Raw genomic sequence first — 23,934 nt, forward strand, 5'->3', positions numbered from 1 at the left:
CTGGCTGCACACGCTAGGCCCATTGCGACAGAACGCAAGGAGAGCCCCGATGTCCAACCCCTCGCTCCTCATCCTTCCCGGTGATGGAATTGGCCCTGAAGTCATGGCCGAAGTGCGCAAAATCATCACTTGGTTTGGCGACAACCGTGGTCTTCAATTTGACGTGAGCGAAGATCTGGTTGGCGGCGCAGCCTATGACGCACACGGCGCGCCCCTCTCGGACGAAACGATGGCCAAGGCGCAAGAGGCCGACGCCGTCCTGCTGGGTGCCGTGGGTGGCCCCAAATATGACGATCTGGATTTTTCGCTGAAGCCTGAACGTGGCCTGCTGCGCCTGCGCAAGGAAATGGACCTCTATTCGAACCTGCGCCCGGCGCAGTGCTTCGATGCACTGGCCGACTTCTCGTCGTTGAAAAAGGACATCGTCGCCGGTCTGGACATCATGATCGTACGCGAGCTGACCTCGGGCGTCTACTTTGGCGAGCCGCGCGGCATCTTTGAAGAAGGCAACGAGCGCGTGGGCATCAACACCCAGCGTTACACCGAGTCCGAAATCGAACGTGCGGCCCGCTCGGCGTTTGAACTGGCGATGCGTCGGGGCAAAAAGGTCTGCTCGATGGAGAAGGCCAACGTGATGGAATCCGGCATCCTGTGGCGCGAAGTTGTGACCCGCGTGCATGCCGATTATCCCGAAGTGGAACTCAGCCACATGTACGCCGACAACGGTGCCATGCAGCTGGTCCGCGCGCCCAAACAGTTCGACGTCATCCTGACCGACAACCTGTTCGGCGACATCCTGTCCGACTGCGCCGCCATGCTGACCGGCTCGCTGGGGATGCTGCCGTCCGCCTCGCTCGGCGCACCCATGACCAACGGTCGCCCCAAGGCGCTATACGAACCGGTCCACGGCTCAGCCCCCGACATCGCAGGGGAAGGCAAGGCGAACCCGATCGCCTGCATCCTCAGCTTTGCAATGGCGCTGCGCTATTCCTTCGACAATGGCGCTGAAGCGGACCGCCTTGAAGCCGCCATCGAAAAGGTTCTGGCCGATGGCGCCCGCACCGGCGACCTGCTGGGCGAAGAGGGTGTAACCCCACTCTCGACGTCGGAAATGGGCGACACCATCGTGGCAGCCCTGAACGACAGCCTGTAATTCAGCTTCTGCCTGCGCCGGACGTGTCTGGCGCGGGTAACTCCCAGGTCGCGATCAGATGGTGATGCGAGACACGCTCGTCGTGGACGGAGCACTCGCCGCAGTCACCGGCAAGCGCAGGTTGCTTCTTCAATAGATTTCAATGCAGTGGCCATGGGCTCCATACCGACCGGGAACATCTCGATACCGCAGAAAAGAAATCAGAAATTCCCTTTCTATTCACTCTGCAACCTACCCACCAATCGCGCTCAATTGAACAAAGAGCAAGAAGCGCGAAATCTCCAGTAGCCACCACGAATCCTCTTGCGAAAGCCAAACTGCAGGTATAGATCACGCGCCACGGTCGGAGTGTAGCTCAGCCTGGTAGAGCACTGTCTTCGGGAGGCAGGGGTCGGAGGTTCGAATCCTCTCACTCCGACCAATAAATCAAGGCGCCCAAGGGCGCCTTTGTTGTTTTCAAGACAGTGATCCCTGGTTCGTTGAACCTGAGCCTAGTCGAACTCCAACGCGCTAGCGGCCTTGCGGAGGTGTTCCGGGCTGTAACGCGCATAGACGGACGCCGTAATCCGCGAATCCGAATGGCCAAGAAACTGGGCGATCTCCTCCATCGCGATGCCTGCCTCGGCCATGTGGACAGCGGCCGTGTGCCGAAGCACGTGAGGCGAGACATCAAGCAGTCCAGCATCGACTGCGGCCGCCTTGAAGCCCTTCTTGATGGATTTCACAGGTCCACCCGCCCACTCCACGACATAGTCGGACAGTGCGGCCTTCTGCGCCTCCAGAAGCGCGGCACGGAGGCTCTCGGTCATGGGGACGATAGCGCGACCCTTTCTCTGCCCTTCGCCCGTGCGGAGGTTGATCTGACCACGCTCAAAGTCCACCCGATCCCAAGTCAGCTCCAGAACCGCAGTCACCCGGGCAGCCGTAGACAACATCAGCCGGATCGCCAGCTTGGTATGAGGAGCACATTCGACCGCAAGGAGCTGTGCGATCTCCTGGCGCGTAAGATACCTTTCCTTGGGCGCTGGTTTGCTGGGGCGCTCGATGAAGGGTGCCCTGTCGATCAACCCGGTCTTCTCGGCCCAATTCAAACAAGTCCTCAACTTACCGAGCTGTGTCCAAATCGTGCCGTCCTGAATGCCAGCCTGCCGGCGATCCGCGATGTAGGCCTTGCAGTCGTGCGCGCCGATCTGATCCGGGCGAAAGGCACCAAACCAGGGCAGCACGGAACGGCCGGTGTATTCCATGCTTTCATGCACCGGCCGACCCTCGACTGTCGCGCTGTAGGATTTCCAGATCATCTCCACCGTCAGCTCGCCCTTTCCAGCTGCCTGGGCGAGGAGGACGTCACGGGCTTCCGCCTCGGCGCACTCGAGGGTTTCCGCGTCAAGACGATACCGGCGTCTGCGTCCATCTTCCTCATACCAGACAACGACGAAGCGGCCGATGAGCCGACCGATACTATATTCCTGCACTGCTCATATTCCTCTACTCTGTGGGCCGGTATGCGAAACTGACGACGAACTCTGAAATGTTCGAGCTGTCCGGACTTGCAGAGCTGGCGAACAGTTTCAGAACTGCAGCTCCAGCGCTCTGCAAGAGATTTGGGGGTGTAAGGCGGGGACAAAGTGCGCTCCTTCTCTTTGGCAAAATCATTTAGTTTATAGCGATTGAGACGAGGGATGCGCTTAGGAGCTCAAGAAAAACTCTAAATGACTGAAAATAAAAAATATTTACCAAAATCGCAAAAATCGCAGATTACGATCTTCCGTGAGAACACTGAGGAAGCTGCCGCTGGCAATCGCAACAAGAAGTTTGATCTCCATCCACCGTCGCGAGATCCGACTCTTCCCTCGCGATCGTGTTCCGGGAAGTGGTCCAGAAAGCGCAGATTTCGAGTGCCCGAAATAGCGGATGGTCTTTTTCACGGACTTTACTGCGGTTCGAATACGGACAAAGGCAGAGCATTCAGGTCAGCACGAACTTGGCGCCATCTGGGCATGCAGCGATCCAGAACTGCGACAAAGGCTTCGTCGTGTTTCGGCGAAATGAAATGGGCCATCTCGTGGAGGATCACATATTCTAGACAGGCTATCGGCTTCTTTGCGAGATCGATATTCAGCCAGATCAATCCTTTGTTCGGATTGCAACTTCCCCATTTCGTCTTCATTTTCTTGATGCCATATTTCGGTAGCGGAAGATGCAAGTCGTCGGCCCACTTCTGAACACGTGGTCGAGCCTTATCGTTGAGCGTTTTGCGATACCATTCTTGCATCCAGCGTGCTCGTCGTAGGACAGTGCTACCCTTGGGAACGATCATCTTAATCCGCTTGTCCGCTGTCAGTTCAAACTGGTGGCGATTACCTGGAGCCTCGACCAAGATGAGCCGATAAGCGCAGCCGAACACATAGTGGGTCTCGCCCGACACATACGTTCGCTTGGCTTCTCGTTCCTGCGATAAAAAAGACAACTGCTGCTTCTTGATCCAGGGGAAGCGGGTCAACACGGCCATGCGCACGGCTTCGTTGGACAACGCAATCGGGGCAGCCACCCGGACACGACCATCCGGCGGGTAGACCCCAACGTGCAGGTTGGCGATGCGCTTGCGAACCACCTCGACTGACAAGCCTCCGATGTCGATTGTTTCAGTATTCATTCTGGGCCCTGACAATCTCGAAAATGCGATCCAGTTCGTCATCGTCCGTGATCAATTCGGAGAGCTTACGGCGTAGCATTCGCTCCTTCATCTTGCTGCCTCGCCATCCTTGCTGGGCGGTCTGGCGTATCGCTTCGTCGACTGACATCGCGAGGTTCTCGTCGCCGTTCAGGTTATCATACAGAGCCTTTCTTCCCGGTGTAGAAATGGCATCCGGATATTCGACACCGTGACCCTTTTTGACCTGACGAACGAGGTCGGCAATCTTCTCCAAATACTCGGCGTAGGCGACGGCCTCGCCCCGGCGCTGCTTCACAAGATCAGTCAGAAGCTCCGACATCTTCTCATAGAACTTGGGATTGACGGGCGTTTCATCGATGATCAATCGCCTGACATTGTTCTCGATCGCCTCGGCCACGTTTTCCTGCTTCTTCCGCACCGAAGGAGGCAAATCATCGACGCCAGCCGCACCCTTGCTATCAATCAAGTCGATCAAGCTGATGTCATCAAGGTGGGAGATCACCTCCGAGTCGTCTGCCTTGATGTAGTTGTCGATCAGGTGTCGCATTGCCGGTTCGAACAACTTCATATCAACCGCATCACCGCTGTGAAGGCGGACGGCATCCCTGATGCTGATGGCATGTTCGACTTCATTTCGATACTGGCCAAGCTCCAGGTCGTTCAGGCCCGACTCCGCTGGCTCGGCCGCCACGTTGGCAAAGGCCCGGGCATACCGGCCGGCGATCTTGTAGAGCACCTGCCTGCGACGTGCTTTCTCATCGGCATCTGGATCGTTATCGATGCCATGTGGGCTGGAGAAATAAGCATAGACCTCCTCGTCGCCTTTCGGCTGCTCCACGGCATCCATCAGTCCAAACCAAGCATCCCGTGCCGCTTGAAGATCTTCTGAAGCTTTCTCCGCACGGTCGCTGATAAGCCCCTCCACGTCTTCCTTGTCAAAGGTGTCGAAGGCCTCGGACGTATAGTCGTCCACCGCGCTTTCGATGTTCTTGAACAGGTCCTTGTAGTCGACGATGTAGCCGAAATCCTTATCGTCACCGTCGAGGCGGTTCACGCGGCAGATCGCCCGGAACAGCCCGTGATCGCGCATCTGCTTGTCGATGTAGATGTAGGTCGCGGTGGGCGCATCGAAGCCCGTCAACAAGCGGCTCACCACGATCAGGAGCTTCATCCTGGCTGGCTCTTTCTTAAAGGACTTCAGAGACTCCTCCTCGTAGTCCTCTTCGCTCTGATCACCTAGCAGCTGGTCATAGACCTTGTAGACGTATTGCTTCTCCGTCTCGCCCATACCGGCCTCTTCGCCGGTCAGCTCTGAAGCCATGCGCTTGTAGGAGGTGACAATCGCGCACTTGTCGGCAAGTTCAGAACCTGAGTTGCGGAAGATCTCATAGAACTTGCAGGCCTCGGGGATCGAGCCTAGCCACCAGCATGGCGTTCCCTGTCCCGGACTTGAGACGCGACTTCATCTCCATGTCGAGGATGATGTCGTTGGCGATCTGCGTGAGCCGGTCGCGGCTCGACAGGACGCGCTGCAACGTGCCCCAGCGTTGTTTCAGCGTTGCCTTGGCGACCGGCGTCAGGCCCTTGGTTTTGGTCTCGAACCAGTCGTCGATCTTCTTGGGCGAGCTGATACGCTGGTCGATGTCGCGCGCCTCATAACGTAGGTCCAAGACCACCTCGTCCTCAACCGCCTCGTCGAAACGGTAGGGCTTGCCGATGTAGGGGCCGAAGGTCTCTAGAGATGTGGACTTGTCCGACCGCAACAGGGGCGTGCCAGTGAACCCGATGAACATCGCCTCGGGTAGGATCTGACGCATGGCCTTGGCGAGCTTGCCCGACTGCGTTCGGTGTGCCTCGTCGATGAAAACGTAGAAGTCGCCGACCGGTGCACCGATCTTTGCGGCCTGGATGTCCGAGATCAGATCGGCCATCTCTCCTTCCTCGCGTTTGCCGAACTTGTGGACGAGCGAGCTTACCACCCGGTCTTTGGGGTCGGCGAGGGCTGCCATCAGGTCATTGCCGCTCTTAGCGCGGCGCACCTTGTCGCCTGTGTTGGCAAAGACATCCTTTATCTGACCATCTAGCTCCTTGCGGTCTGTGATGATCAGAACGCGCGCGGCTGGCAGATGCTCGCGGATCCAACGCGCCAGCATCACCATGATCAAGCTCTTGCCCGACCCTTGGGTCTGCCAGATGATGCCGCCCTCGTGGCGCTCCACGCGCTCCTGAGCGGCCTTCACGGCGAAATACTGGTTGGGCCGGGCGACCTTCTTGATCCCAGCGTCGAACACGATGAAGTCGTGGATCAGCTCCAGGAACCGATCCGGCGCCATCATCTGCGTCAAGTCGCGGTCCAGACGGCCAAGGATGTCGCTGTCTTCCTTCCAGGCCAGCCAGTAGGGCTGTGGTGTCTGGATGGCAGCATAGCGCAGCCCCTCGCTGTCATTTCCAGCGAAGGTGATCTGCACCGTGGTGAAGAAGTGGCGGATGAACTCGGGGCGCTGGTTGTCGAGCGTCTGGCGTATGCCTTCGCCCACGCCGACGGTGGACCTCTTCAGCTCGACCACGCCGAGCGCGATGCCGTTGACGTAGAGCACCAGATCGGGGCGCTTGTTGTAGGCTTTGGCGTCCTTGCCTTCGACGGCGACCTCCTCGGCGACGCCCAGGTCGTTGGCAGCGGGATCGGCCCAGTCGATGAACTGCACGGTTACAGGCGCCTCACCGGGGCCGGGGGTGACTTGCACGCCAAAGCGCAGCATGTTGTAGAACGCCTTGTTGGCCTCGTAAAGTTTCACACCATCCATGCGTGCCTCACGCTTCAGCTCGGCGATGGCTTTGGTGACGACCTCCGAGTCGTAGCCACGGGAGAGAAGCCAAGGGCGGAGGTAGTCCTCTTCGATATTGGAATTATTCGGGCGCTTCTGCCAGTCGCCCAGGTAACGCCAGCCGAGGCCGCTGGGGCTGTCGGTCTGGTGCGCACTGAGCAGGGCGATGACTCTGTTCTGCGCCTTGCGTTCCGCTTCCCCAATCTTGCTCATGTCACCCTCTCAATCTCTTACCGAAAATTCACACCAGCCTATTCCGTCCGGTCAAAAGGTTTTGCATCATCCCCTGTTTCACCTGCCGAGCCTTTTCGAGGCGGGTTTCGAGGGCGTGTATTTCGGCATCCATGTCAGTCAGAACCGCGGCAATTGCACCTTGCTCGCCTTTCGTGGGTGGGATGGCAAATGCCATCTCTCGCAAGAACTTGAAGTGTCGATTGTAGCCTGTATTTGGAATCTCTTTGCTTTGCAGTGAGAACGACAAGAACTTAGTAAGGTAACCGTCCTTAGCGCCAATCGGCTGCGTTCCATCTGCGCCAAGAGCAAAATCAAAATCCACGAACTTAACAATCCGGGTGTGGTCCCCAAAGATGATCAAACCACCTTCCGGCGGCGAAAACCGTCGAGCCTCGACGTTTGTGTATCCTGCGACGAGGCTCTTGCCCTGGTCGACTATTGGGATGGTGCCGTCCATTGCATATTCAGAGGCCTGCACCTGAAAATTCTTGGCATTGACCCGTTTGAAAGCTGCGCCAAACGATACCTCCCCCACTCCCCGAGAACCTTGGAAGGCGGCGCTTGCCGGTGAGGAGTTCTTGCATCGCGCCCTGCTTAATGAGCCGCTTCTTGGCGATCAGCCGCTCCAGCCCCTCGACCAGCGCATCCGCATCCGAAAGCGCCTCGGCGATGGCTTGTTGTTCGGAACGGCTCTCCGGAAGCGGCAAGAGAAACCGTTCGACATCGCCACAGTTGAGCCCAGGCTGAGCCCCCCCTTTACATAATTTGCTACATTTGTCGCGCCGACCTGGCTTCGCAACATGTGAAAAATGAAGTCAGGGTGGGCTCTTTTTTCGTTGATCGCCACTCTCGCAGTGGTCTGTGTAAGATTGGCACCATTCAGCCAAGCTGGAACTTTCGCCACCTCGCCGGTGCTTGCCCCAACGATTGTGATAATCAAGTCGCCAGGAGCGACACGGGCATTCCTGTAGCGCCGTTCCACGGCGTCAGAGACGCGAAAGAACTCCGAAGAATCTACCCAGCCGCGTGAATAATCCTGGCCTCTAATCAAAAAACGGCCATTCGGATCAAACTTTCCAGGTTGCACGATGCCATATCGAATTCCACGGTCCGGATCGACAAGCGATGCCAAATTTTCGACTTTCCAGTTGCTCGGAATGGATCTGACTCCGCTTTCTTTGAAGCGACTTTTCAATTCAATGCCAGCCATCAGACCTCAAGCCCCATGCTCGCCAGATGCCGCATGACTGTGAGAGACAGTGATTGTGTAGCATCTGCCAAATCGGAAAGAGTGTGACCATACCGCTCCGTCAGCACACGCACCCGGGCGGTCAGTTGTTCGGTCCGCGCCTCGATTTCGGCCTCGATCAACTCGGCGATGTCGGACAGCCACTTGTCATTGACCACCAGCGCCCCGGTCTCTTCCTCGGTCAGCTCGGGATATTTCTTCAGCGTCGCCTCGGTCAGAGCCTCCTCAGCCTCTTTCACGACCTTCTTCGCCGCCGTCTCCGCAGCCATCAGCTTCAGGACCTGCTTGAGCAGCGTCGTCTCCTCCGGCTCGGCCTCACCGGTTTTTTGGCGCACCTTGACCGAGGCCGCGGTCAACTTGCCCGCCTCGGTCAGCGCATCAGCCAGCAGTCCACCCTCGTCACCATGTTCCTCGACCATCTCCTCGATCTCGCGGCCTAATTCACCGACCACGGCCTCCGCGTCGTCCAGCGCCGTCTGCATCTCGGGGAAGAAGCGCGCGACCACGAGCGCCGGCGGGATCACGTCGGCCACCAGCCGCACCTTGTTAACGGTCAGGTCGGCCTCTTCCAGCCACTTGACCTTGCCCTTGTCGTCCGTCTCCTTGCGCGACTCGCGCAGTTCCCCGGCGGCGTCCCAGTCCCCGCCGGAGATGATGAACACATCATCCTGCATGGTCTCGGCCCAGTAGGACATCAGCCGCTGATAGGCCTCATACTTGTCGATCAGCGGCGCGGCCTCGAACCGGGTGAGCATGTCCTCGGCGAGTGCATGGATCAGCACCTTGGGGTGGTCGCCGGGCTGGATACCCCGTAGGGCGTCGATGTTCGCTGTGGTCCAGCCGTTCAAGATGTCATGGACGTGGTCGCGGAACGCCTCGAACTCGGGGTGCTGGCGGATGGTGGTGCGCACCTCCTCGGGCTCGACCAGCGGATCGGAGTATCCGGAACGTGGGTTGGGGCCAAAGAGCGTGGCGCGGACGCCGGGCATGACTTCCCAGAAATCAGCCAGCAGATCAATGTCGCGGTTCGGCACGCCACCCTTCAGGTGCGCCTCGATGTCCTGCAGGTCCTCGGGCTCGGAGCCGTCGATGTAGCGCGGGATGTTGAGGTTGAAGTCGTTGCGCGCGATCTCGTCGAAGGGCACGAGGCGGGAGTAGCCCGGGATCTCCAGGTTGCGCGTGTAGGCATCGATGATCTTGTGGATGTCGCGTTCTCGCAGGCGGTTCTTGTTGCCGTCCTTGATGAAGCCCTTGGAGGCGTCGATCATGAAGACCGGACGCTTGTCGGTCGCTTCGGACTTGTCGAGGATGATGATCGAGGCGGGGATGCCGGTGCCATAGAAGAGGTTGGCCGGGAGGCCGATGATGCCCTTGATGTAGCCACGCTTGAGGATCTTCTCGCGCAGCTCGGCCTCCTTGTTGCCGCGGAAGAGCACGCCGTGGGGCAGGATGATCGCGCCGGAGCCGGTCGCCTTCATCGAGGCGAGGAGGTGCAGCAGGAACGCGAAGTCGCCATTCTTGTCAGGAGGCGTTCCCATGTCGAAACGGCCATAAGGGTTGTCGCCGGTCAGACCGGACGCCCAGGCCTTTTGGGAGAACGGCGGGTTGGCAACGACGAAGTCGAAGGTCTGGAGTTCGTTCGCGCTTGCTTTGAAGTGCGGCTCGCCGATGACATCGCCCTGGGCGATCTCTGCGGTCTCCTTGCCATGCAGGATCATGTTCATGACCGCCAGGCCACGCGTGGTGATGTCGAACTCCTGGCCGTAGATTGTGAGATCTACGTCAGCCGTCTCGGCCGCCTTAAGCAACAGCGAGCCGGAGCCACAGGTCGGGTCGTAGACGGTTTGCTTTGGGCTGTTGGCACGGCTGACGCCAGCCACCGCCGCGACCACGCGCGAGACCTCTGCCGGAGTATAGAACTGGCCCTTGCTCTTGCCCGACTCGGTGGCGAAATTCCGCATCAGATATTCATAGGCATCGCCAAGGATGTCATCGCCATCGGCGCGGTTGCGGCTGAAATTGAGCTCTTCGCGGCTGAAGATGTTGATCAACGCAGTCAGTGTGTTGACCATCTTCTGACTGCGGCCGAACTTCTCCGCGTCATTGAAGAAGGCACGGTCGATCACGCCACCAAGGTCGTTCTCCTCGGCGATCCGGGCGATGATCTTGTCCATCTCCTCGCCAATGTTCTTGGTGCCACGCAACTTCTTCAAGTCGTCGAACGAGCAGCCTTCCGGCACCTCGATCAGCGCATCGGCCTGACCTGCCCGGTCGGAAACATATTTCACAAATAACAGGGTCAGGATGTAGTCCTTGTAGAGTGACGCATCCATGCCGCCGCGGAGCTGGTCGCAGCTTTCCCAGAGAGATCTGTAAATGTCGCTTTTTTTGATCGCCATGTTGAGGTGTTTGCCTTTTTATTCGATTCTGGATAGCTGGGCGGCTTCGAGCGCTTTTCCAACAGTCTTCCTCGTCCACTGCTTGCCTGTAGCAGTTAGCAGACCGCTCTCGTTCGCTTTGTCTGCAACCATTTGTAGAGTAACGGCGTTGTGTGCTTCAAGAAGCTCTTCTCGCAAACGCTGGATCTTTTGGCCGATCGCAATTGAACGTTCCGAACGGGATCTTGTTGAAGCCTGACGGGCTTTACTGGTATCGCGTTCGACGTTTTGTTTGAGTTTGTTTCTTTTTAAGTCAGGAAGCATCAACAGCATTTTGCGTTCATCGCTAGAGAAGTTGACCAATCTTTTTCTGTTGCCGCACGAGAAGATGTGCTCACCATAGTCAGTCAGCTGATCAAGCAACGCAGCACGGTCCGATGTCGAGGTGCGATTGAAATAGCGAGAAAGATCATCGACAAATATGGCGCCCGCGTTAGCCGTCTTCAGCTTTTTCAGGAGGTCCAACATTTCTGGCAGATCTTCGAGGCATCGAATCGATCGCGCGTAGTCGCTGGAAAATTTTGCCTGCTCATTGGGGCGCATTGCTTGAACTTGCTGAAATGCGTCGAGCTGCGGTTTCGCCTCTGGATTATTTCGCAAATAGCCAGTGGGGTTTACTCCATACGTGATCAAGACGTGAAAATAAAACATGGTCGCCCCCGCCCTTGTCACGTTTGTGTTGCGCAACACAAACGTGACATCTCTTTGTGCTTGGGGACTTGCTATATATGTTCGGATCCGGAGGAAACCTCTCCGGAATCACCTCGTGTCCGGAAGCTCCTCTTTCCGTTAGGCTCCCATAACCGTCTCTCTTCTATATAAGAAACCTGTTTTAGTAAGAACATACATATAAAGAAGAGGCAAAGCTCCTCTTTCCGGCCAAGAAGTCTTCATCCGGAAAAGAACAGTGTTGTTGGATCGTGCAGATGCGCGGTAAGCAACTCCGGAAGCGCGACCTTGTTTTGCTATGCGGATCTCGTGATCGGCTGCTGCGCCGACGACGCAACTTCGAACACAACGCAATACGTTTGATGTTCGAAACGTCATCAGGTTGGCTGGAGCACTCACTGGCAGCGTTCAGCGCTGTTTTCGACACATGATAGCACCGAAATTGAGACGCGCACCCTGAGCGCACTCAGCGCATGGATTGTTCGTCCACAGTGTCATCAAAACTATAGGAGGTTTCAATTGTTCGGACGTGGCGGCACCAGAACCCATCCCCTTAGTCATGAGTGGGAAACACTAGGACTTCAATGTTGAAGGGATCCGACGAATAGATCGTAGCGAAACGTCGAGCCATTCCTCGCCCCGCCCCGTTATCAGCGTCGTTCCAAGGCGTTCGGGTCTAAGCATCTACGTCTTTGAGAGAGGCAAGATCAATGAAGGAGATGCTATTCTCGGTCAGCCACGAATGCTGGTCCAGACCAGGCTTGGACCGCATCGCCTGGTGCAACCTGGTATGGTCACCAGTATGAAGAACCAGGAGGTTGTCCGGGATGTTGTTCAGCTTGTCCTCGTCTATGTGATGAACGTGTTCATCTTCATCGAGTTCCCGCTTCAGAAGGCTTTTTGCAATTTCGCGATGCAAATACTCTCTATGCTCCCCACCACCGACAACTACATAATTGTTGCTTAGATGACCGCCTTTCCACCGATTGGCTTCCTTGCGCATTTTCCCAATCTTAGCGGCGGCCATCTTCTTTCTCGTTTCTTCTGTCACGGCCCGACCTGCACCGGCAGATGCCATCGCGGCAATACGATCATCTGTCTCCTTGGAAAGCCCACGGTTCCAAGCTTGACGACCGAACATCGGGTTGCCCTCACCACTCCGTTCCTCGCTCATTCGCCTGTAAACCGTCGACGTCTCAGGAGACAGCCCCTTGTTCCAAGGTTCAGTGAGTCCAAGCCGGACACGGTGACCAGCATCGCGGTGTATGCCATGGGCTTTCAGGAAGCGTTCAAGCTGGCTCTTGCTGACACCGACTTCCTGCACAAGTTCTTCCTTTGTTGCGCCTTCAGCGAGATAGCGCTGCCTGACCCAATTGGGGTTCACATCGCCCATGATCTCGCGACGCCGCATACGTATGATTGCTATCTCTCTGGCTACGGTAGATTTCTTCATGCCCAATTGGCGAGCGATTTTTGTTTGCGCGACGCCTAGATCGTGGAGGCGTTCTATTCTGGAAATGTGAGTCATTCAGAGACAGTCTATGATGTTGCATTTTGGCAACAGTATAGCCTACCGCTGAGAAAGCTCAAATGCTTTCTGCCACGGTAAACGAAGAAGGCTTTGAAGCACTCTGAGCGCAGCAGAAACATCTAAAGTAGCAAACACTGCAGTCTTGTCGAACAACGCCCCGGCCCATTTCTCATCAGCTTCGATGGTCTTCACGCAGCCTTCAACGAATTTGCCACGCTCCTTCGCCATCTCTTCGGGGAGCTTCTTGCCCATGATCTTGCGAAGTTTGTCAGCTTCGGCTCCGGTATACCCGGCGATCACCTGGGCCACCTTCATGACCTGCTCCTGATAGACGATCACGCCATAGGTGCTTTCTAGGATTGGAGCCATTGACGGGTGGTCATACTCTACATCCTCCATACCCTGCTTGCGCTTGTAGAAGCTGTCCATCATGCCGGATTCCATCGGACCTGCCGACACAAAAGATATATGTCGACCCGTTCAAAAGCTGCTTTTGGCCTGAATCTGTCAACTTAGTGTATGCTTAAGGGAAACGTTGAAGCTCGAAAACAACGGAAAGCTCTGTCACTTGACACCCAAAGGTTTCCGACACTTTTTGTCATGTAAAGCTGCGGCAACCCTATGTGAACCTAAGTCGGGACCCGGCGCTTCAGTTTCGTCGAGCCATTCCTTTTCTTGGCTAGGTTGTCGGAGCAAGATAGATGTCTACCTGTTCTGATAGGGGAGTGCTTAGTTGGATATTTGCGAGGCTTGCAAATTCCGAGCTCCAAATCCTAGAATAATTTAAACACAGGGAAACCTAGGTATCCAGAGATCTGGGGAGTTCGACATTGCAAGAAAATGACACCAATCGCCCCGAAAGGACTTCGGAGACTACGACTGATAACCAGTTCAAAATGGATACAAACACCCGAGAACCTGATGACCCTGATAAACAAAGTTCAGTTCATCAAAGCCGAGTCTTAGAGGCTGCCCAAGAAGCGGAAAGACGGTTTAGAGGATCCATGAAAATCTTGGCAAAATGATAAAGCTCAAGGTCTTTCATCAGCGGAAAGACGCCTTTTATTTGAACCCCCCGCAGTGTTTTCCCAGGGTCTCTGTCATTACTCACCTTACGCAGGAAGCGCAGCCAAGAGCGCTCGTTGGAAGTGAGAACCTCTTTTTGATCACGCATAACACTTATACTTCCCGAAGATCGCTTTGATCGCCCCACGTGACCTGTTCGTCAGCCTGGGGTCAGTATTGTTGGAGGCTTCGCGGGTCGCTTGCAGCCAACCGATTTCGTTCGCGGTGATCGGCTCGCCGAACACCTCCACAATTGCCACGGCGGCCGTCCGACCAACCGCCTGCTCCTGGGCAAGCCGCATTACGTAGGTGGGATCCGCTTCCAGTGCCTGCTCCAGCGCAGGAACGCGATCTAAGGGCACTTCAGAGCTCCCATGCTTGATCATCGTGATTATGTTGGCATTGGTGTAACCTGCCTGCGCGGCAATCTGGGCCTGTCTCTTGGTTGGCTCCAGTTCGAGTATCCGGCGTTCAATATTATTCGCCATCCGGGTGTCTTCATGCGGTTTCCTGGTCATTGCCATCCGCTCAGAAGTGACGCAGCACGAGCTGCTTGTCCTCGATATAGCAATGTTTTTGTTGGGGATTTTAGGGAAAATAGCTACAAACTAAAGCAACATAGTCAGACCTATTGGATGTTGGAGATGTATCTTTTAGAACCGGCAATTGGAATACGTCACTCTGGCTTGCCTAAGCTCTTCAGGTGCTTCAACGCAGAGTGAGCAGCATTTACCTCTCGCTCGATATGAAGATTGTCTCGCTGAGGAATTCGTGGTCGCGGCTCGCCTTCATACCACTCCTGAACGACACCGCCTTTTCTACGTTTTCCTTTTCGAAAAATATCTCGATACCTAGTCGGCGCAATACCTTCAAAATGCTCAAAGGACACACTTCCATTTGGCACTCCATCAATCGTAATTGAATCGAAATGTGAGCTCGAAGCTTTACTCTTTGGATAGGGTTCGACGTAGACAACACGATCTACCCCTGAGGCTATTATATGCTTCGCACAATTATGGCATGGGAACGTGGTGACATACATTGTGGCATCTTTGAGAGGGCGGCCTAAGCGCGCGGCGTCACAGATTGCAGTCATCTCCGCATGAGTCATCCGACCATATTCAGTGATGTCAGAGACAAGGGCATTGTCGGCGGCCGCGTTCAGCATTTCTTTCGTTTCTGAAGAATCTAGATCTCTGCCTGTCTTGATAAGGCCAACGCTGACCAATTGCTGTAAGAAATCAACGATGATCCTCTGCCTTTCGACGCTGTTCTGCTCGGTTCGTCGTTCAATATCACGCGCGAGTGGGTCATCCGTAATCCAGTAGTTGCCACCACCCGCTTTAGGGACTTCGTTGCAGCCAACTGCAATAATGTCGCCTTCCTTTGTTGTTAGCGCTGCTCCCACTTGCCGTGACAGGTCAGCCGTGCGGAGAGCAGCTGATGCCGCCATGAAAGCCCCGAATTCATCTCGGTTCGGGGTCTTTGCATTGTCGCCAAAAAAGGCTCGAACAAGGTGCAACAGCTTCGCTGCCAATTTCGTTTTGTCAGAGGCATCGATAAAAAAATCTCCTCGATGGAAGATGTCGCCTATCTGCTGACCGTAGTCATCCTCCTCCTCGTGGTCGTCCACTTCAATTAGGTTTCGCGCCTTCTCTTCACACTGGTGTTGTTTGAGGCCGGGGTGATCACTTGATAGCTTAGCAACAAGGTTTTGAACCCGCGCGTCTTTTTCCAGTGAGACTGAGATCTGGAGAAATTTGTCACCATACAGGCTTCTTAACAGCTTGACCTCTTCTACTCGCTTCAATTGACGAATAATGTAAGCCTGTTTTGGAATTGCTGGGATGGTTTCGCTCCCAATCGCATCGCCTCCACCTGCTTTGCTCTCTCGAACTTTTCGTATCTCCGAAATGGCCAAGCCCGCGAGAGCGGCGCCGTTTTTTGCGGTTCGGCAAAAGAATTAGCGGTCCCGATTTTCTTCTCGTATTCGGTGTCTTGGCCCTCTTCACTTTCAGTTTTTTGAGCCCTTTTTAAAACCTCGGTTATGTGGATTATTTCGGACGAGTAGCCAACTTGGCGAAGCGCTTCGACTAAGCTTGCTTGAACATCGTCCATGTTGACGCCAATTGGTCCCACAAGCCCGAAAACTAGTTCTGGATGGTTAACGTCGTCGAAAAATGAGCTTTCAAGCATTTGATATCTCCAAATCAACCAAGAGGCGTGATGGAGGCACCCCTTACTCCTTAATGAAGATAGTATTGTGCGGCAGGTCAACCGAGAAACCTGCTTACTGCAGTCAACACTGACCGAAGGGTGATCCTCTGATGACCAAGGGCGCGGAAGGTCGGTGCGCCCCATTGACGCTCTCCGCTCGATGGTGGATTAGGCCTTGATCCGATTCAATGTCTGATTCAAAGTGACGAAAAGGGAGATACGAATGCAGGAAACATTGGCTCAGAGCGCACATCCTCACGAAGAACATCGACCTTATGAACCCAACGAAGAGTTCCTTCAAGTCCTTGAAAAACTTGAGCAAGAGGTCAATTCTCAAGACGAATACGTTCGACGCCAACTGCAAGCTGTCTTCGAACAGAAGTAACAACACGCTTCTTCTCTTTGCAGGTTATTGACCAAGCCTGCCGATAAACCACAGTCGCATTTCCTACCTCAAGAGTGAAGACAGTGCTCTTCGGTTCAATGAACCTGTAGAACCCAAACTTGCTTGGTTTCCTAGGCATCACAGCCTGAAGAACAGGGTTCCTTTTACCATAAATCAATAGCTTGGCGCATGACGTCGATCTTCGGGAGGCAGGGGTCGGAGGTTCGAATCCTCTCACTCCGACCAATCACTTCAAATACTTAGCAGAATTTGACCCCTGAAAATGGGGACGGAAGACACATTGTAGCATTGCGGAAGAGGCAAAGCTCGGTTGCATATTGTTGTCACCGTCTTGACCAACTACGAAATACTGATCGCCAGGTGAGATCGAACAATTCGGTGACCTTGTGTCATATGGTTCGTCACACGGCCTCCATTTCTGGCTGATGGGTAAGGTCGTTGCAGATCCAAATGCATCAACGGATAAGTGGCGCTCGTTCAAGCTTCTTTCGTTCCAGTTCGATTTCATCAATTCCTGCGTCTCGGCGAAGCCGTGCGTTCAGATACAGCACGCTACTTCGATGCCCACAACCAAACCGCAGAGCCTTCTGTACCGCGTGCCGAAGCCGTTTGATGAATTCCGAAGCCGGTGAAGCAGAGGTCTTGATAACCTCGAGTTCTTGTTCGACTACGTAGCTCATGTCCGTCTCCTCAGTTGGATCGTGGACAGATTGCCGGAGGATGACAGCCACCTTCAAACGCCGTTCCTTGACATCCATTGTTCCAAAAAGGCACAAAGAGCTATGCCAAGATCTCTGCCCCCGTTGAACGCCCTCCGCGCTTTCGAGGCAGCGGGCCGTCTGGGCAGTTTCACAAAAGCTTCTGTCGAGTTGAACGTTTCGCACTCTGCGATTTCCCGTCATGTGCGCGGTTTGGAAAAACGCCTCAACGTTCATCTCTTTCGCAGCAAGATCACAGGCGTTGCTCTTACCGATCAGGGTCAGGCTTACCTCGCGGAGATCACACCGGCCCTGGACAAGATCGCCGAGGCAACCGAGGCATTAATCATTCCGCCGGAAGGCATGGTGACACTGACGACGGAGAGTACCGTCGCGCAAAAGTGGCTGGTGCCTCGTCTCCCCAGTTTTAAGGCGCGCCATCCGGGAATCGATCTGAAGCTTTCGGTCACAACGCAGGTTATGGACATAGAAGCGCATGATTTTGACATTGGGCTCAGATACCTGCGTAATGATCCACCAACAGGTTACGATCTTCTCTTTCCCTCAACTGTCCGCGCCTACGCCGCCCCAGAATTTGCTCCCTTGTCCTACAGCAAACTGGACCTTCAGGGTCTTTCCAAGGGGCCATTGATTGAAGAGGCAACCTTTCGCCTCTGGCCGGAATGGTTCAGGATTGCAGGCTTGGAAAAAGTCCCCGAACTCGACCTTGCTCATCCGCTTGGGGCACTCCTTGCCATTCAGTCAGCGGTAGCGGGATTGGGTGCCGTATTAATGGACGCACACCTATGTGAACCAGAACTAGAAGCAGGCGCACTGGTGGAACTTGCGCCGTTCCAAATTCGACATGGCGGCTACTATGTCGCTGTCAATAGCAGAGCAGCGCGTCGGAAAGCTGTCCGTGCCGTCCATAGCTGGCTGCTTGAGGCGAGCGGTCAGTCCCAGTGATTAGAACATCATGAACATGGATCTACAGCGGAGGAGAACGCAAAATCCGCATCGATAGCGCAACCTTTCATACGACCTGTAGCGATCTCAACCGACTTCACCCGCCCGGGCCGCAATGTCGCGTATGCCTGTCTGGTGATATCCCTGCTCGAGAATACACATGACTACGGCTTCCAGGATCTGATTGCGCCGCTTGGCCGTTGCCGTCTTTCGAACCGACTCTGCCTTTGCATCATCTGACATTTTTTCATTTTTACATTAAACAAACGATCGTTCATTTCGCATAACATCTTAGGAGCGAGAAAGGTTTCTTCGCACGAGTGATGACTGGCCTAGCAGCCGAGCGCGGTGAATAGAGGATGGTCATGTTGGGCGCCAAATATCTAAAAGACCAATAGCGCGGCATCCAACTTGAGGGATAAATACGGGGGCCTGGCTATGACGCCGACTGGTTTCGAGATGCTTTGAAAGAAAAGGGATATCTGAGGTCCAATTGATTCCGACAAATGATTGGATTGTCATCGAGTTGGTTGGTGAGTTGGCGAGATTACTGTTGTTGGGGGGCCCAAAAACGAACGAAGCCACCCGAGGGTGGCTTAGTCGAGTATTCTGGTTGCGGGAGCACGATACCAACGAAATTTGCGGCGCCTAACTCATTTCAAAGACTTTGCAGGATAATGGCGTCTGGAGGTTGTCAAATCCGGGTAAAGCACGAAAATTCTTTGTCCCTTGTCAGATAAAATCCAAAGCGTTTGGCTTTTTGTGGACCAGGCTAGTCCACTGACATCGAGATCCGAGTCGCTGGCATGGATCGAGGTAAACCCCATCTCTTGAGTCAATGTAACTATCGCCTCAATTTCGTTCAAGGTGGGCAATATGGACAAAAGCAGTCGCGGTTTGCCTTCTATCACTACGAACAATTGATCCGTGTCGGGCAGTACAGTGATCCCTTCTAGGCCCTTGTTCGAAGGGTTGTGCGCCAGTAACGGTAAGAGGCTTGAATACCCTTTCATCTGGTTCAAAGATCGCCTCATGATGAACTTGGGTTCATTCGGGTCGAATTTTAGAATGGCACGGTCCTTTTCCTGTACCAGAAAGAGTGTTCCACCACGCCCGACAGCTACGCCTTCCAGATCGGCGCTATCAGTGTGGGGCAGAGCTAGGCTGCGAATAGCGGATTGCCTTACGACTCAATTCGCGCAAATTTGCATGACGCAACCGGCCGTAGTTTGGTCATGTAGTCGGAAGACATTAGTTTCAGATCCTGCGCCGCGTACTTTGGGGCACGGTTGACTTACGGCACTGGGGCCTTAGCTCAATCTACCGAAGCCGGGCTTTGGGCAAGATAGTTAGCTTTCCGCACCTCAAAGCCAGTTCGGAATCAAATCTAGTTGGCTAAGGTGACGATGGATAGCCAAACTCTGCGTCCAGTATGAACTAAAAAATTCTTTCAGGGCGCCATATAGCGAGGAGTGTCTAGAAAGCGGTTTGGCGACTTGAAGCTGCTGCTGATGCTTTCATAACGGATGTTCCACTCAGTGCTGCCGCTCGTCCCCTACTGCAATCCTAGCCGCTTCATAGCAATCGGCCCCGGCGTCAGGCTTTCTTGCCAAAGTGTCCAGTCACCACCTGCCCCCATGTAGCCAGAGTACAGCTTGGCCACGAGCCGTTGATTGGCTGCTATTTCCGTCCAAGAAGTATCCGCCATCAAAGGATGTTTCTGTTTCAACCATTCGAGGTAAGTTGCTGCTTGCCAATCATTTAGCCCTGGTTGCTCCGAGAAATATGCCAACGCATGGGAAAAATCTTTCGGACTTGTTGCGCCAAGGACAACGAAATGGTGTTCGATTGCCCATGGTAAAATAGCCGCAACAGTCTTTGCTTTAATGCGGTACCGGCCAACAGAATAATTCATTTTGTAAGCGAGGTCCGGTGAGGCGAATACAAGAACATCCTGTGCTTCTTCTGCCAATTGCCGCACGGCCGAACGTTCTTGATAAGATTTTCTTTCCGCTTCTCTGACTGTCGCAAGTACAGAGGACGGTACAGGTGGCGAGTGGAGCTCAAACTCCAGCGACGCCAACCAATGAGCGCGTTCTTTCATTGTGAAAATGGCTGCGCACACGCCCACGAACAAGCCAAGAATGATCCAGGAAATTTTGCTCATCCAGTCTACTAAAACCTAAAACAAATCACGCGTAAACTATTCGTAACCCCACCCGCCGAAAGAGAAGCTTGGAAGGGTGGAAGACCGCAGGGCAATCCAGTGAACGCCTTCAGCGCAACCTTCAAAACGCTCCGAGCCTTTCGCCGCCTTTCAAACTCCGGCTCAGAAGTCGTCCAGCTTGAGCTCTTGGGATAGAGCCTGCGCATCGGCCTCGGTTAGCGGAAGGATGAACCGGTCTCCTTTGATACTTTCGGCGATGCTGACTGATCGCACTAGCCTTCCATTAACCCGGATGTCGAGCGTACGACCTACCGATGCCTCCGTGAACGCGCCCAGGGCAGCCGCAAGACTGGGTTCCAACCTTAGTTCGATAAGCGACTGGCCAGTTTGATCAGTGCGCATTTCGCCCCCGTCAACCCGCTGTGCCGTTATCAAAATTGGCCCGAGCTGAAGGGGCGCCGTTGCTTTTTCAACAACGCATATCGGATGGTCTCCGGGATTCTGGCCGCCACCCAAATCTAGGCAACCGTCAGCATATGACGCCCGCTGTATCCCCATGCCGATCCAGCAACCCAATCCCGCAGCTGCAATGGTAAGAGCAAACAACGAAATTCGCTTGCAAGACATCATGTTCTCTTCCTGTTTGTTCGTTCGCCGAAAGGCTGCGAATGCTAGGCCTTGAGACTTGACTGGCGCAGAGCATTGCTATTCCTTTCAAGAATACCCCCAAAAAAACTGAAACGAAGGACACTCGCTATGGGCTTTGTTCAATCTATTAAGGTTTGCCTTTCGAAATATGTCGGTTTTTCAGGACGGGCGACACGTTCAGAGTACTGGTGGTTCGTGCTTTTCGTCATCTTGTGCAACATCGTTTTTTCGATCCTAGACAGGGCGATTTTCGGCACCAACCCCGCATCCGGCGATAGTGCGAGTGTCTTTAACCCCTTATTTCAAATCGCGGTTTTTCTGCCGATGCTCGCTGCAGGATGGCGCAGAATGCACGACACCGGGCGTCCTGGATGGTACCTTCTCCTACCAATGGCGCTAGGGTTTGCAACCATGATTGCGATTTTGAGCGGTGTTGCGATCTTCTCCGTACTGGAGGGCGGCGTAGACGATCCTGAGGTTCTGCGCGGTCCAGCAGCGTTCCTCGGAGTAACAGGGATGATTGTGGTCTGGGTGCTGCAATTGGTCTTGACGGTCATGATGATCTGGTGGCTGACCCGGCCGTCCGAGGAAGGGGCCAACGCCTACGGACCACCAGCAGCGTAGCTGACTATCCTAATTGACTGTTGCGGTATGAAAGGAAGCAGAATGAAGCGAATGATATCTTTCGGCCTTGTGGTTGCCTGCGCCATCGCCACGCCGGTCCTTGCAGAATGGACTTTCGTTGCCGAACCGACTGCAAATGCGTTCATCCAATCCAACGACTCCACGCTGGAACTACAATGCGACCGCATTCGCTTTGCGCCCGCAGGCTATGAGGACAGCGAGGACATCGTAGCCAAGCAGGGACTGTCGATCCGTTTCATGAGGGATGGAACGACAGAGGCAGGTGCCTTCCAGGTTGGAACGGAAAACGCCAGCACTCAGATCGTTGACAACTTCCCCGTCGAGATCTTGTTCAACGAGGCTCAGGATTATGGCTTCGTTCTGGATCAGTTGGCGGCAAATGCCTTGGTCAATCTTTCCATGATCGATCAGGATGTTACTTACGGGATCTTCGACTTGGCAGGATCGAGCGCGGCCATCAATTCACTCAGGTCTGTCTGCGGCGGCGCTGAACAGCAGACCGCCAGCACTGAGGCTCCAGAGGGCGTGGTCTATTGCGGTGGCGGCGCCGTGAAACGCCAGATCGAATACGCGATCCTGGACTCACCGGATGGCGAATGGGATGCCTTGTTCACAGTGAATGGCGAAGTCTCCCGCGCGATGACGGCCTACAGTTACTTTGGTAATGCAGAAGCCCCGAAGGGGTTCATCGTCGCGCTTGTTGGTGAGGACCGATCAGAAACGCTCGTGTTTAGCGATGGTGGCAAGGACTGGCTGGAATACGGAGACTACCAATATGAGAAGTGCAATTGATGCCTGCGCGTGAGGTGAAACCACAATTGAGTGGACCCAAGGCCTTGAGATTTTTCGGGGTTTTGGTTGCATCCTGGTTTGCCTTGATTACACCGGCCGCGTCCGCCGATTTGCCCGAGCTGCCCGCACAGTTGCAGGAGAAAGTCGAGAACGCTCGGCAGGCTTGCGCCGAATTCGAAGAAGGCGTCTTCCTACTCGAATGGGGAGCCGTTGATCGGGTCAATCTGGATGGGGACCTGAACCAAGACTGGGTTCTGAATGAGAGCAACTTCGCCTGTTCGACGGCTGCATCACTTTACTGCGGAACGGGAGGGTGCATGTCGCATTTCCTCGTGGATGGTGTGCTCCAGTCTATGTTGAATCGGGGATGGGAGCTCGCCAATTTGGGACCCAACAGGGTTCTTCTTGTCGATGTTCATGGTTCGCATTGCGGCGGTATCAACCCAACACCTTGCGCCGTGGCCAGCACATGGGACGGAGATGAAAGAAAATGGCGAACGACGGGTTCCGAATGGGAGTAGACCGCGTTGGAAAAGTGCTCATACGCCCTGACGCATTGAGCACCGCCGCTGTAGGCGTCGAACGGCGCGTTCGGACATGGGCATCTAACATTCATCTCCCTCACGCTATTTGGTCTTGGCCTTTTCTTTCGGCGGGGTAATGGGGTCGTTTATCAACGCAGATGGCATCCTGCACGAACCCTATCATCTGGCGACCCTCGGTCGGCTTCATACTGTCCGGGGGCGTTGTGCTGATGGCCACGCTTATTGCCAGGATCATTAGAAATCAGAGGAACTGCAAATGAAGAACCGCTACACATATCAAGTTTTCTCAGCACTCCGTTTCTCGGGGGCGGTTTTTGAAAGCGCGCGTCTGTGTGCGATCGGCTTAATGCTGGGTATTAGCCTGATCACTGGTTGCAGCGAACCCGCGCCGAGCGGCGGGATCAGTGAACCGGATCCCGAACTGGTTTTCGTTCGTGGTTACCGTTCAGCTGATGACGGCTGCAAACTCACCGGTGAGTCAGCCTTCACCGCTGACTTCTTGGACGACTCTGCAGACCTCGTGACATGCCCGACTGGTAGCGCTGCTGCTGAGAGTTTGGTATCCGAAGCCTCGGCTACGATGGTCACGCAGACCAACAGCTATACCCTCTACTCCGTGCCCCGCCAATGAGTTGTTCACCTTGCCGCCCCTTGCGGCAGTCAAACATCAGCATTTGCATAGATTGGCCGCGGCAGAACAAGCACCCAGCTTCCTGCGCCGTTTCTTCAGCGCATCGTCCTGCAAGACGCTATCAAGGCGCACAAATCCGGCTACCCTTTCGTCCTTCCCCGGCTAGACCGCGACGCGTTCGAGTTACGGTTCACAACCTTAGTGACCATTCCGGTCGGCGAGAACGGCACTTAGTGTCCGTCATAGAATGATATGGAACACGAACGTTTGATTGGTTTTCGATTTGGTTCGCACGAACAGCGTGATTTTCCATCAGCGTTACGTAGTCGTAGAAGGGTTGCTTACGTCCAACCGCTTCGGCATCAATAGGCTCGGTAA

The 23,934-nt window shown here is 54.8% G+C and carries 25 protein-coding genes, 1 tRNA gene and 2 pseudogenes; 8 read left to right on the top strand and 20 right to left on the bottom strand.

What is annotated here, in order from left to right:
• Positions 1–49 precede the first annotated feature (49 nt).
• Both leuB and ACZ1HE_RS21680 read left to right on the top strand, forming a co-directional pair.
• Positions 50–1,153 carry a 3-isopropylmalate dehydrogenase gene (gene leuB / locus ACZ1HE_RS21675; RefSeq protein WP_472624199.1) on the top strand — a complete coding sequence of 368 codons (1,104 nt, stop codon included), beginning with the start codon at positions 50–52 and terminating at the stop codon, positions 1,151–1,153.
• A 344-nt stretch (positions 1,154–1,497) separates the two neighbouring features.
• Positions 1,498–1,574: transfer RNA gene (locus tag ACZ1HE_RS21680), tRNA-Pro, on the top strand.
• A 70-nt stretch (positions 1,575–1,644) separates the two neighbouring features.
• Here ACZ1HE_RS21680 and ACZ1HE_RS21685 read toward each other — a convergent pair.
• The 15 genes and pseudogenes from ACZ1HE_RS21685 to ACZ1HE_RS21755 all read right to left on the bottom strand — a co-directional run bounded on the left by ACZ1HE_RS21685 (position 1,645) and on the right by ACZ1HE_RS21755 (position 15,762).
• Positions 1,645–2,628, bottom strand: coding sequence for a tyrosine-type recombinase/integrase (locus ACZ1HE_RS21685; protein WP_472624201.1), 984 nt, complete (start codon positions 2,626–2,628; stop codon positions 1,645–1,647).
• Positions 2,629–2,645: 17 nt separating this feature from the next.
• Positions 2,646–2,780: pseudogene (locus ACZ1HE_RS21690) on the bottom strand (excisionase family DNA-binding protein); the annotation flags it as partial.
• Between the two features lie 306 nt (positions 2,781–3,086).
• Positions 3,087–3,809: a M48 family metallopeptidase gene (locus ACZ1HE_RS21695; protein ID WP_472624203.1), complete on the bottom strand. Its 723-nt coding sequence runs from the start codon at positions 3,807–3,809 to the stop codon at positions 3,087–3,089.
• The gene (locus ACZ1HE_RS21700; protein ID WP_472624593.1) at positions 3,799–5,241 is read right to left on the bottom strand and encodes a type I restriction enzyme subunit R domain-containing protein; all 1,443 of its coding nucleotides are present in this window, start codon (positions 5,239–5,241) and stop codon (positions 3,799–3,801) included. Before ACZ1HE_RS21700 ends, ACZ1HE_RS21695 begins: the two co-directional genes overlap by 11 nt.
• A complete protein-coding gene (locus tag ACZ1HE_RS21705) occupies positions 5,216–6,868 on the bottom strand; it encodes a type I restriction endonuclease subunit R (RefSeq protein WP_472624205.1) in 1,653 nt (550 codons plus the stop codon). The genes ACZ1HE_RS21700 and ACZ1HE_RS21705 overlap by 26 nt, the downstream gene beginning before the upstream one ends.
• 28 nt (positions 6,869–6,896) lie before the next feature.
• Entirely contained in the window at positions 6,897–7,424 is a 528-nt protein-coding gene (locus tag ACZ1HE_RS21710) for a restriction endonuclease subunit S domain-containing protein (protein WP_472624207.1), read from the bottom strand.
• Positions 7,354–7,605: pseudogene (locus ACZ1HE_RS21715) on the bottom strand (hypothetical protein); the annotation flags it as partial. The gene ACZ1HE_RS21710 and the pseudogene ACZ1HE_RS21715, both read right to left, overlap by 71 nt.
• Positions 7,506–8,099, bottom strand: coding sequence for a restriction endonuclease subunit S domain-containing protein (locus ACZ1HE_RS21720; protein ID WP_472624209.1), 594 nt, complete (start codon positions 8,097–8,099; stop codon positions 7,506–7,508). The gene ACZ1HE_RS21720 and the pseudogene ACZ1HE_RS21715, both read right to left, overlap by 100 nt.
• Positions 8,099–10,537, bottom strand: coding sequence for a type I restriction-modification system subunit M (locus ACZ1HE_RS21725; protein ID WP_472624211.1), 2,439 nt, complete (start codon positions 10,535–10,537; stop codon positions 8,099–8,101). The genes ACZ1HE_RS21720 and ACZ1HE_RS21725 overlap by 1 nt, the downstream gene beginning before the upstream one ends.
• Positions 10,538–10,555: 18 nt before the next feature.
• Entirely contained in the window at positions 10,556–11,227 is a 672-nt protein-coding gene (locus ACZ1HE_RS21730; RefSeq protein ID WP_472624213.1) for a hypothetical protein, read from the bottom strand.
• 694 nt (positions 11,228–11,921) lie between these two features.
• Positions 11,922–12,773 carry an NUMOD3 domain-containing DNA-binding protein gene (locus tag ACZ1HE_RS21735; RefSeq protein ID WP_472624215.1) on the bottom strand — a complete coding sequence of 284 codons (852 nt, stop codon included), beginning with the start codon at positions 12,771–12,773 and terminating at the stop codon, positions 11,922–11,924.
• Positions 12,774–12,815: 42 nt separating this feature from the next.
• Positions 12,816–13,235, bottom strand: coding sequence for a hypothetical protein (locus tag ACZ1HE_RS21740; protein WP_472624217.1), 420 nt, complete (start codon positions 13,233–13,235; stop codon positions 12,816–12,818).
• A 490-nt stretch (positions 13,236–13,725) separates the two neighbouring features.
• Complete coding sequence (locus ACZ1HE_RS21745; RefSeq protein ID WP_472624219.1) at positions 13,726–13,950, bottom strand: hypothetical protein; 225 nt, start codon at positions 13,948–13,950, stop codon at positions 13,726–13,728.
• Entirely contained in the window at positions 13,943–14,329 is a 387-nt protein-coding gene (locus ACZ1HE_RS21750; RefSeq protein ID WP_472624221.1) for an XRE family transcriptional regulator, read from the bottom strand. Before ACZ1HE_RS21750 ends, ACZ1HE_RS21745 begins: the two co-directional genes overlap by 8 nt.
• Positions 14,330–14,517: 188 nt before the next feature.
• Entirely contained in the window at positions 14,518–15,762 is a 1,245-nt protein-coding gene (locus tag ACZ1HE_RS21755; RefSeq protein ID WP_472624223.1) for a deaminase, read from the bottom strand.
• A 519-nt stretch (positions 15,763–16,281) separates the two neighbouring features.
• Between ACZ1HE_RS21755 and ACZ1HE_RS21760 the strand changes: the two genes are divergently transcribed.
• A complete protein-coding gene (locus ACZ1HE_RS21760; protein WP_472624225.1) occupies positions 16,282–16,443 on the top strand; it encodes a hypothetical protein in 162 nt (53 codons plus the stop codon).
• A 476-nt stretch (positions 16,444–16,919) separates the two neighbouring features.
• On the opposite strand, the gene ACZ1HE_RS21765 is transcribed toward ACZ1HE_RS21760, so the two are convergent.
• The gene (locus tag ACZ1HE_RS21765; RefSeq protein WP_472624227.1) at positions 16,920–17,144 is read right to left on the bottom strand and encodes a hypothetical protein; all 225 of its coding nucleotides are present in this window, start codon (positions 17,142–17,144) and stop codon (positions 16,920–16,922) included.
• Between the two features lie 30 nt (positions 17,145–17,174).
• Here ACZ1HE_RS21765 and ACZ1HE_RS21770 point away from each other — a divergent pair, with 30 nt between their 5' ends.
• Entirely contained in the window at positions 17,175–18,128 is a 954-nt protein-coding gene (locus ACZ1HE_RS21770) for a LysR substrate-binding domain-containing protein (protein WP_472624229.1), read from the top strand.
• An 87-nt stretch (positions 18,129–18,215) separates the two neighbouring features.
• Here ACZ1HE_RS21770 and ACZ1HE_RS21775 read toward each other — a convergent pair whose 3' ends face one another.
• From ACZ1HE_RS21775 to ACZ1HE_RS21790, 4 genes are all read right to left on the bottom strand, one after another.
• Positions 18,216–18,371 carry a TetR family transcriptional regulator gene (locus ACZ1HE_RS21775; protein WP_472624231.1) on the bottom strand — a complete coding sequence of 52 codons (156 nt, stop codon included), beginning with the start codon at positions 18,369–18,371 and terminating at the stop codon, positions 18,216–18,218.
• 410 nt (positions 18,372–18,781) lie between these two features.
• A complete protein-coding gene (locus tag ACZ1HE_RS21780) occupies positions 18,782–19,300 on the bottom strand; it encodes an esterase-like activity of phytase family protein (RefSeq protein ID WP_472624595.1) in 519 nt (172 codons plus the stop codon).
• A 383-nt stretch (positions 19,301–19,683) separates the two neighbouring features.
• On the bottom strand, positions 19,684–20,295 hold the full coding sequence (locus ACZ1HE_RS21785) for a hypothetical protein (RefSeq protein WP_472624233.1): 612 nt from the start codon (positions 20,293–20,295) through the stop codon (positions 19,684–19,686).
• Between the two features lie 162 nt (positions 20,296–20,457).
• Entirely contained in the window at positions 20,458–20,697 is a 240-nt protein-coding gene (locus tag ACZ1HE_RS21790; RefSeq protein WP_472624235.1) for a hypothetical protein, read from the bottom strand.
• A gap of 354 nt (positions 20,698–21,051) precedes the next feature.
• On the opposite strand from ACZ1HE_RS21790, the gene ACZ1HE_RS21795 reads away from it, so the two are divergent.
• The 4 genes from ACZ1HE_RS21795 to ACZ1HE_RS21810 all read left to right on the top strand — a co-directional run bounded on the left by ACZ1HE_RS21795 (position 21,052) and on the right by ACZ1HE_RS21810 (position 23,556).
• Entirely contained in the window at positions 21,052–21,567 is a 516-nt protein-coding gene (locus ACZ1HE_RS21795) for a DUF805 domain-containing protein (RefSeq protein ID WP_472624237.1), read from the top strand.
• A 42-nt stretch (positions 21,568–21,609) separates the two neighbouring features.
• Positions 21,610–22,380: a hypothetical protein gene (locus ACZ1HE_RS21800; protein WP_472624239.1), complete on the top strand. Its 771-nt coding sequence runs from the start codon at positions 21,610–21,612 to the stop codon at positions 22,378–22,380.
• A complete protein-coding gene (locus tag ACZ1HE_RS21805) occupies positions 22,380–22,901 on the top strand; it encodes a hypothetical protein (protein WP_472624241.1) in 522 nt (173 codons plus the stop codon). The genes ACZ1HE_RS21800 and ACZ1HE_RS21805 overlap by 1 nt, the downstream gene beginning before the upstream one ends.
• 280 nt (positions 22,902–23,181) lie before the next feature.
• Positions 23,182–23,556 carry a hypothetical protein gene (locus ACZ1HE_RS21810; RefSeq protein ID WP_472624243.1) on the top strand — a complete coding sequence of 125 codons (375 nt, stop codon included), beginning with the start codon at positions 23,182–23,184 and terminating at the stop codon, positions 23,554–23,556.
• Positions 23,557–23,934 lie beyond the last annotated feature (378 nt).

The sequence above is a fragment of the Falsiruegeria sp. JB4-1 genome, from assembly GCF_055693495.1.

Bases quoted from the DNA above. Each gene is read 5' to 3' on its own strand.
- ACZ1HE_RS21745 (WP_472624219.1), bottom strand. From the start codon at position 13,950: ATGCGTGATCAAAAAGAGGTTCTCACTTCCAACGAGCGCTCTTGGCTG.
- ACZ1HE_RS21805 (WP_472624241.1), top strand. From the start codon at position 22,380: ATGCCTGCGCGTGAGGTGAAACCACAATTGAGTGGACCCAAGGCCTTG.
- ACZ1HE_RS21810 (WP_472624243.1), top strand. From the start codon at position 23,182: ATGAAGAACCGCTACACATATCAAGTTTTCTCAGCACTCCGTTTCTCG.
- ACZ1HE_RS21765 (WP_472624227.1), bottom strand. From the start codon at position 17,144: ATGAGCTACGTAGTCGAACAAGAACTCGAGGTTATCAAGACCTCTGCT.
- ACZ1HE_RS21730 (WP_472624213.1), bottom strand. From the start codon at position 11,227: ATGTTTTATTTTCACGTCTTGATCACGTATGGAGTAAACCCCACTGGC.
- ACZ1HE_RS21725 (WP_472624211.1), bottom strand. From the start codon at position 10,537: ATGGCGATCAAAAAAAGCGACATTTACAGATCTCTCTGGGAAAGCTGC.
- ACZ1HE_RS21735 (WP_472624215.1), bottom strand. From the start codon at position 12,773: ATGACTCACATTTCCAGAATAGAACGCCTCCACGATCTAGGCGTCGCG.
- ACZ1HE_RS21800 (WP_472624239.1), top strand. From the start codon at position 21,610: ATGAAGCGAATGATATCTTTCGGCCTTGTGGTTGCCTGCGCCATCGCC.
- ACZ1HE_RS21795 (WP_472624237.1), top strand. From the start codon at position 21,052: ATGGGCTTTGTTCAATCTATTAAGGTTTGCCTTTCGAAATATGTCGGT.
- ACZ1HE_RS21750 (WP_472624221.1), bottom strand. From the start codon at position 14,329: ATGGCGAATAATATTGAACGCCGGATACTCGAACTGGAGCCAACCAAG.
- ACZ1HE_RS21720 (WP_472624209.1), bottom strand. From the start codon at position 8,099: ATGGCTGGCATTGAATTGAAAAGTCGCTTCAAAGAAAGCGGAGTCAGA.
- ACZ1HE_RS21760 (WP_472624225.1), top strand. From the start codon at position 16,282: ATGCAGGAAACATTGGCTCAGAGCGCACATCCTCACGAAGAACATCGA.
- ACZ1HE_RS21790 (WP_472624235.1), bottom strand. From the start codon at position 20,697: ATGCGCACTGATCAAACTGGCCAGTCGCTTATCGAACTAAGGTTGGAA.
- ACZ1HE_RS21775 (WP_472624231.1), bottom strand. From the start codon at position 18,371: ATGTCAGATGATGCAAAGGCAGAGTCGGTTCGAAAGACGGCAACGGCC.
- ACZ1HE_RS21695 (WP_472624203.1), bottom strand. From the start codon at position 3,809: ATGAATACTGAAACAATCGACATCGGAGGCTTGTCAGTCGAGGTGGTT.
- ACZ1HE_RS21785 (WP_472624233.1), bottom strand. From the start codon at position 20,295: ATGAGCAAAATTTCCTGGATCATTCTTGGCTTGTTCGTGGGCGTGTGC.
- leuB (WP_472624199.1), top strand. From the start codon at position 50: ATGTCCAACCCCTCGCTCCTCATCCTTCCCGGTGATGGAATTGGCCCT.
- ACZ1HE_RS21705 (WP_472624205.1), bottom strand. From the start codon at position 6,868: ATGAGCAAGATTGGGGAAGCGGAACGCAAGGCGCAGAACAGAGTCATC.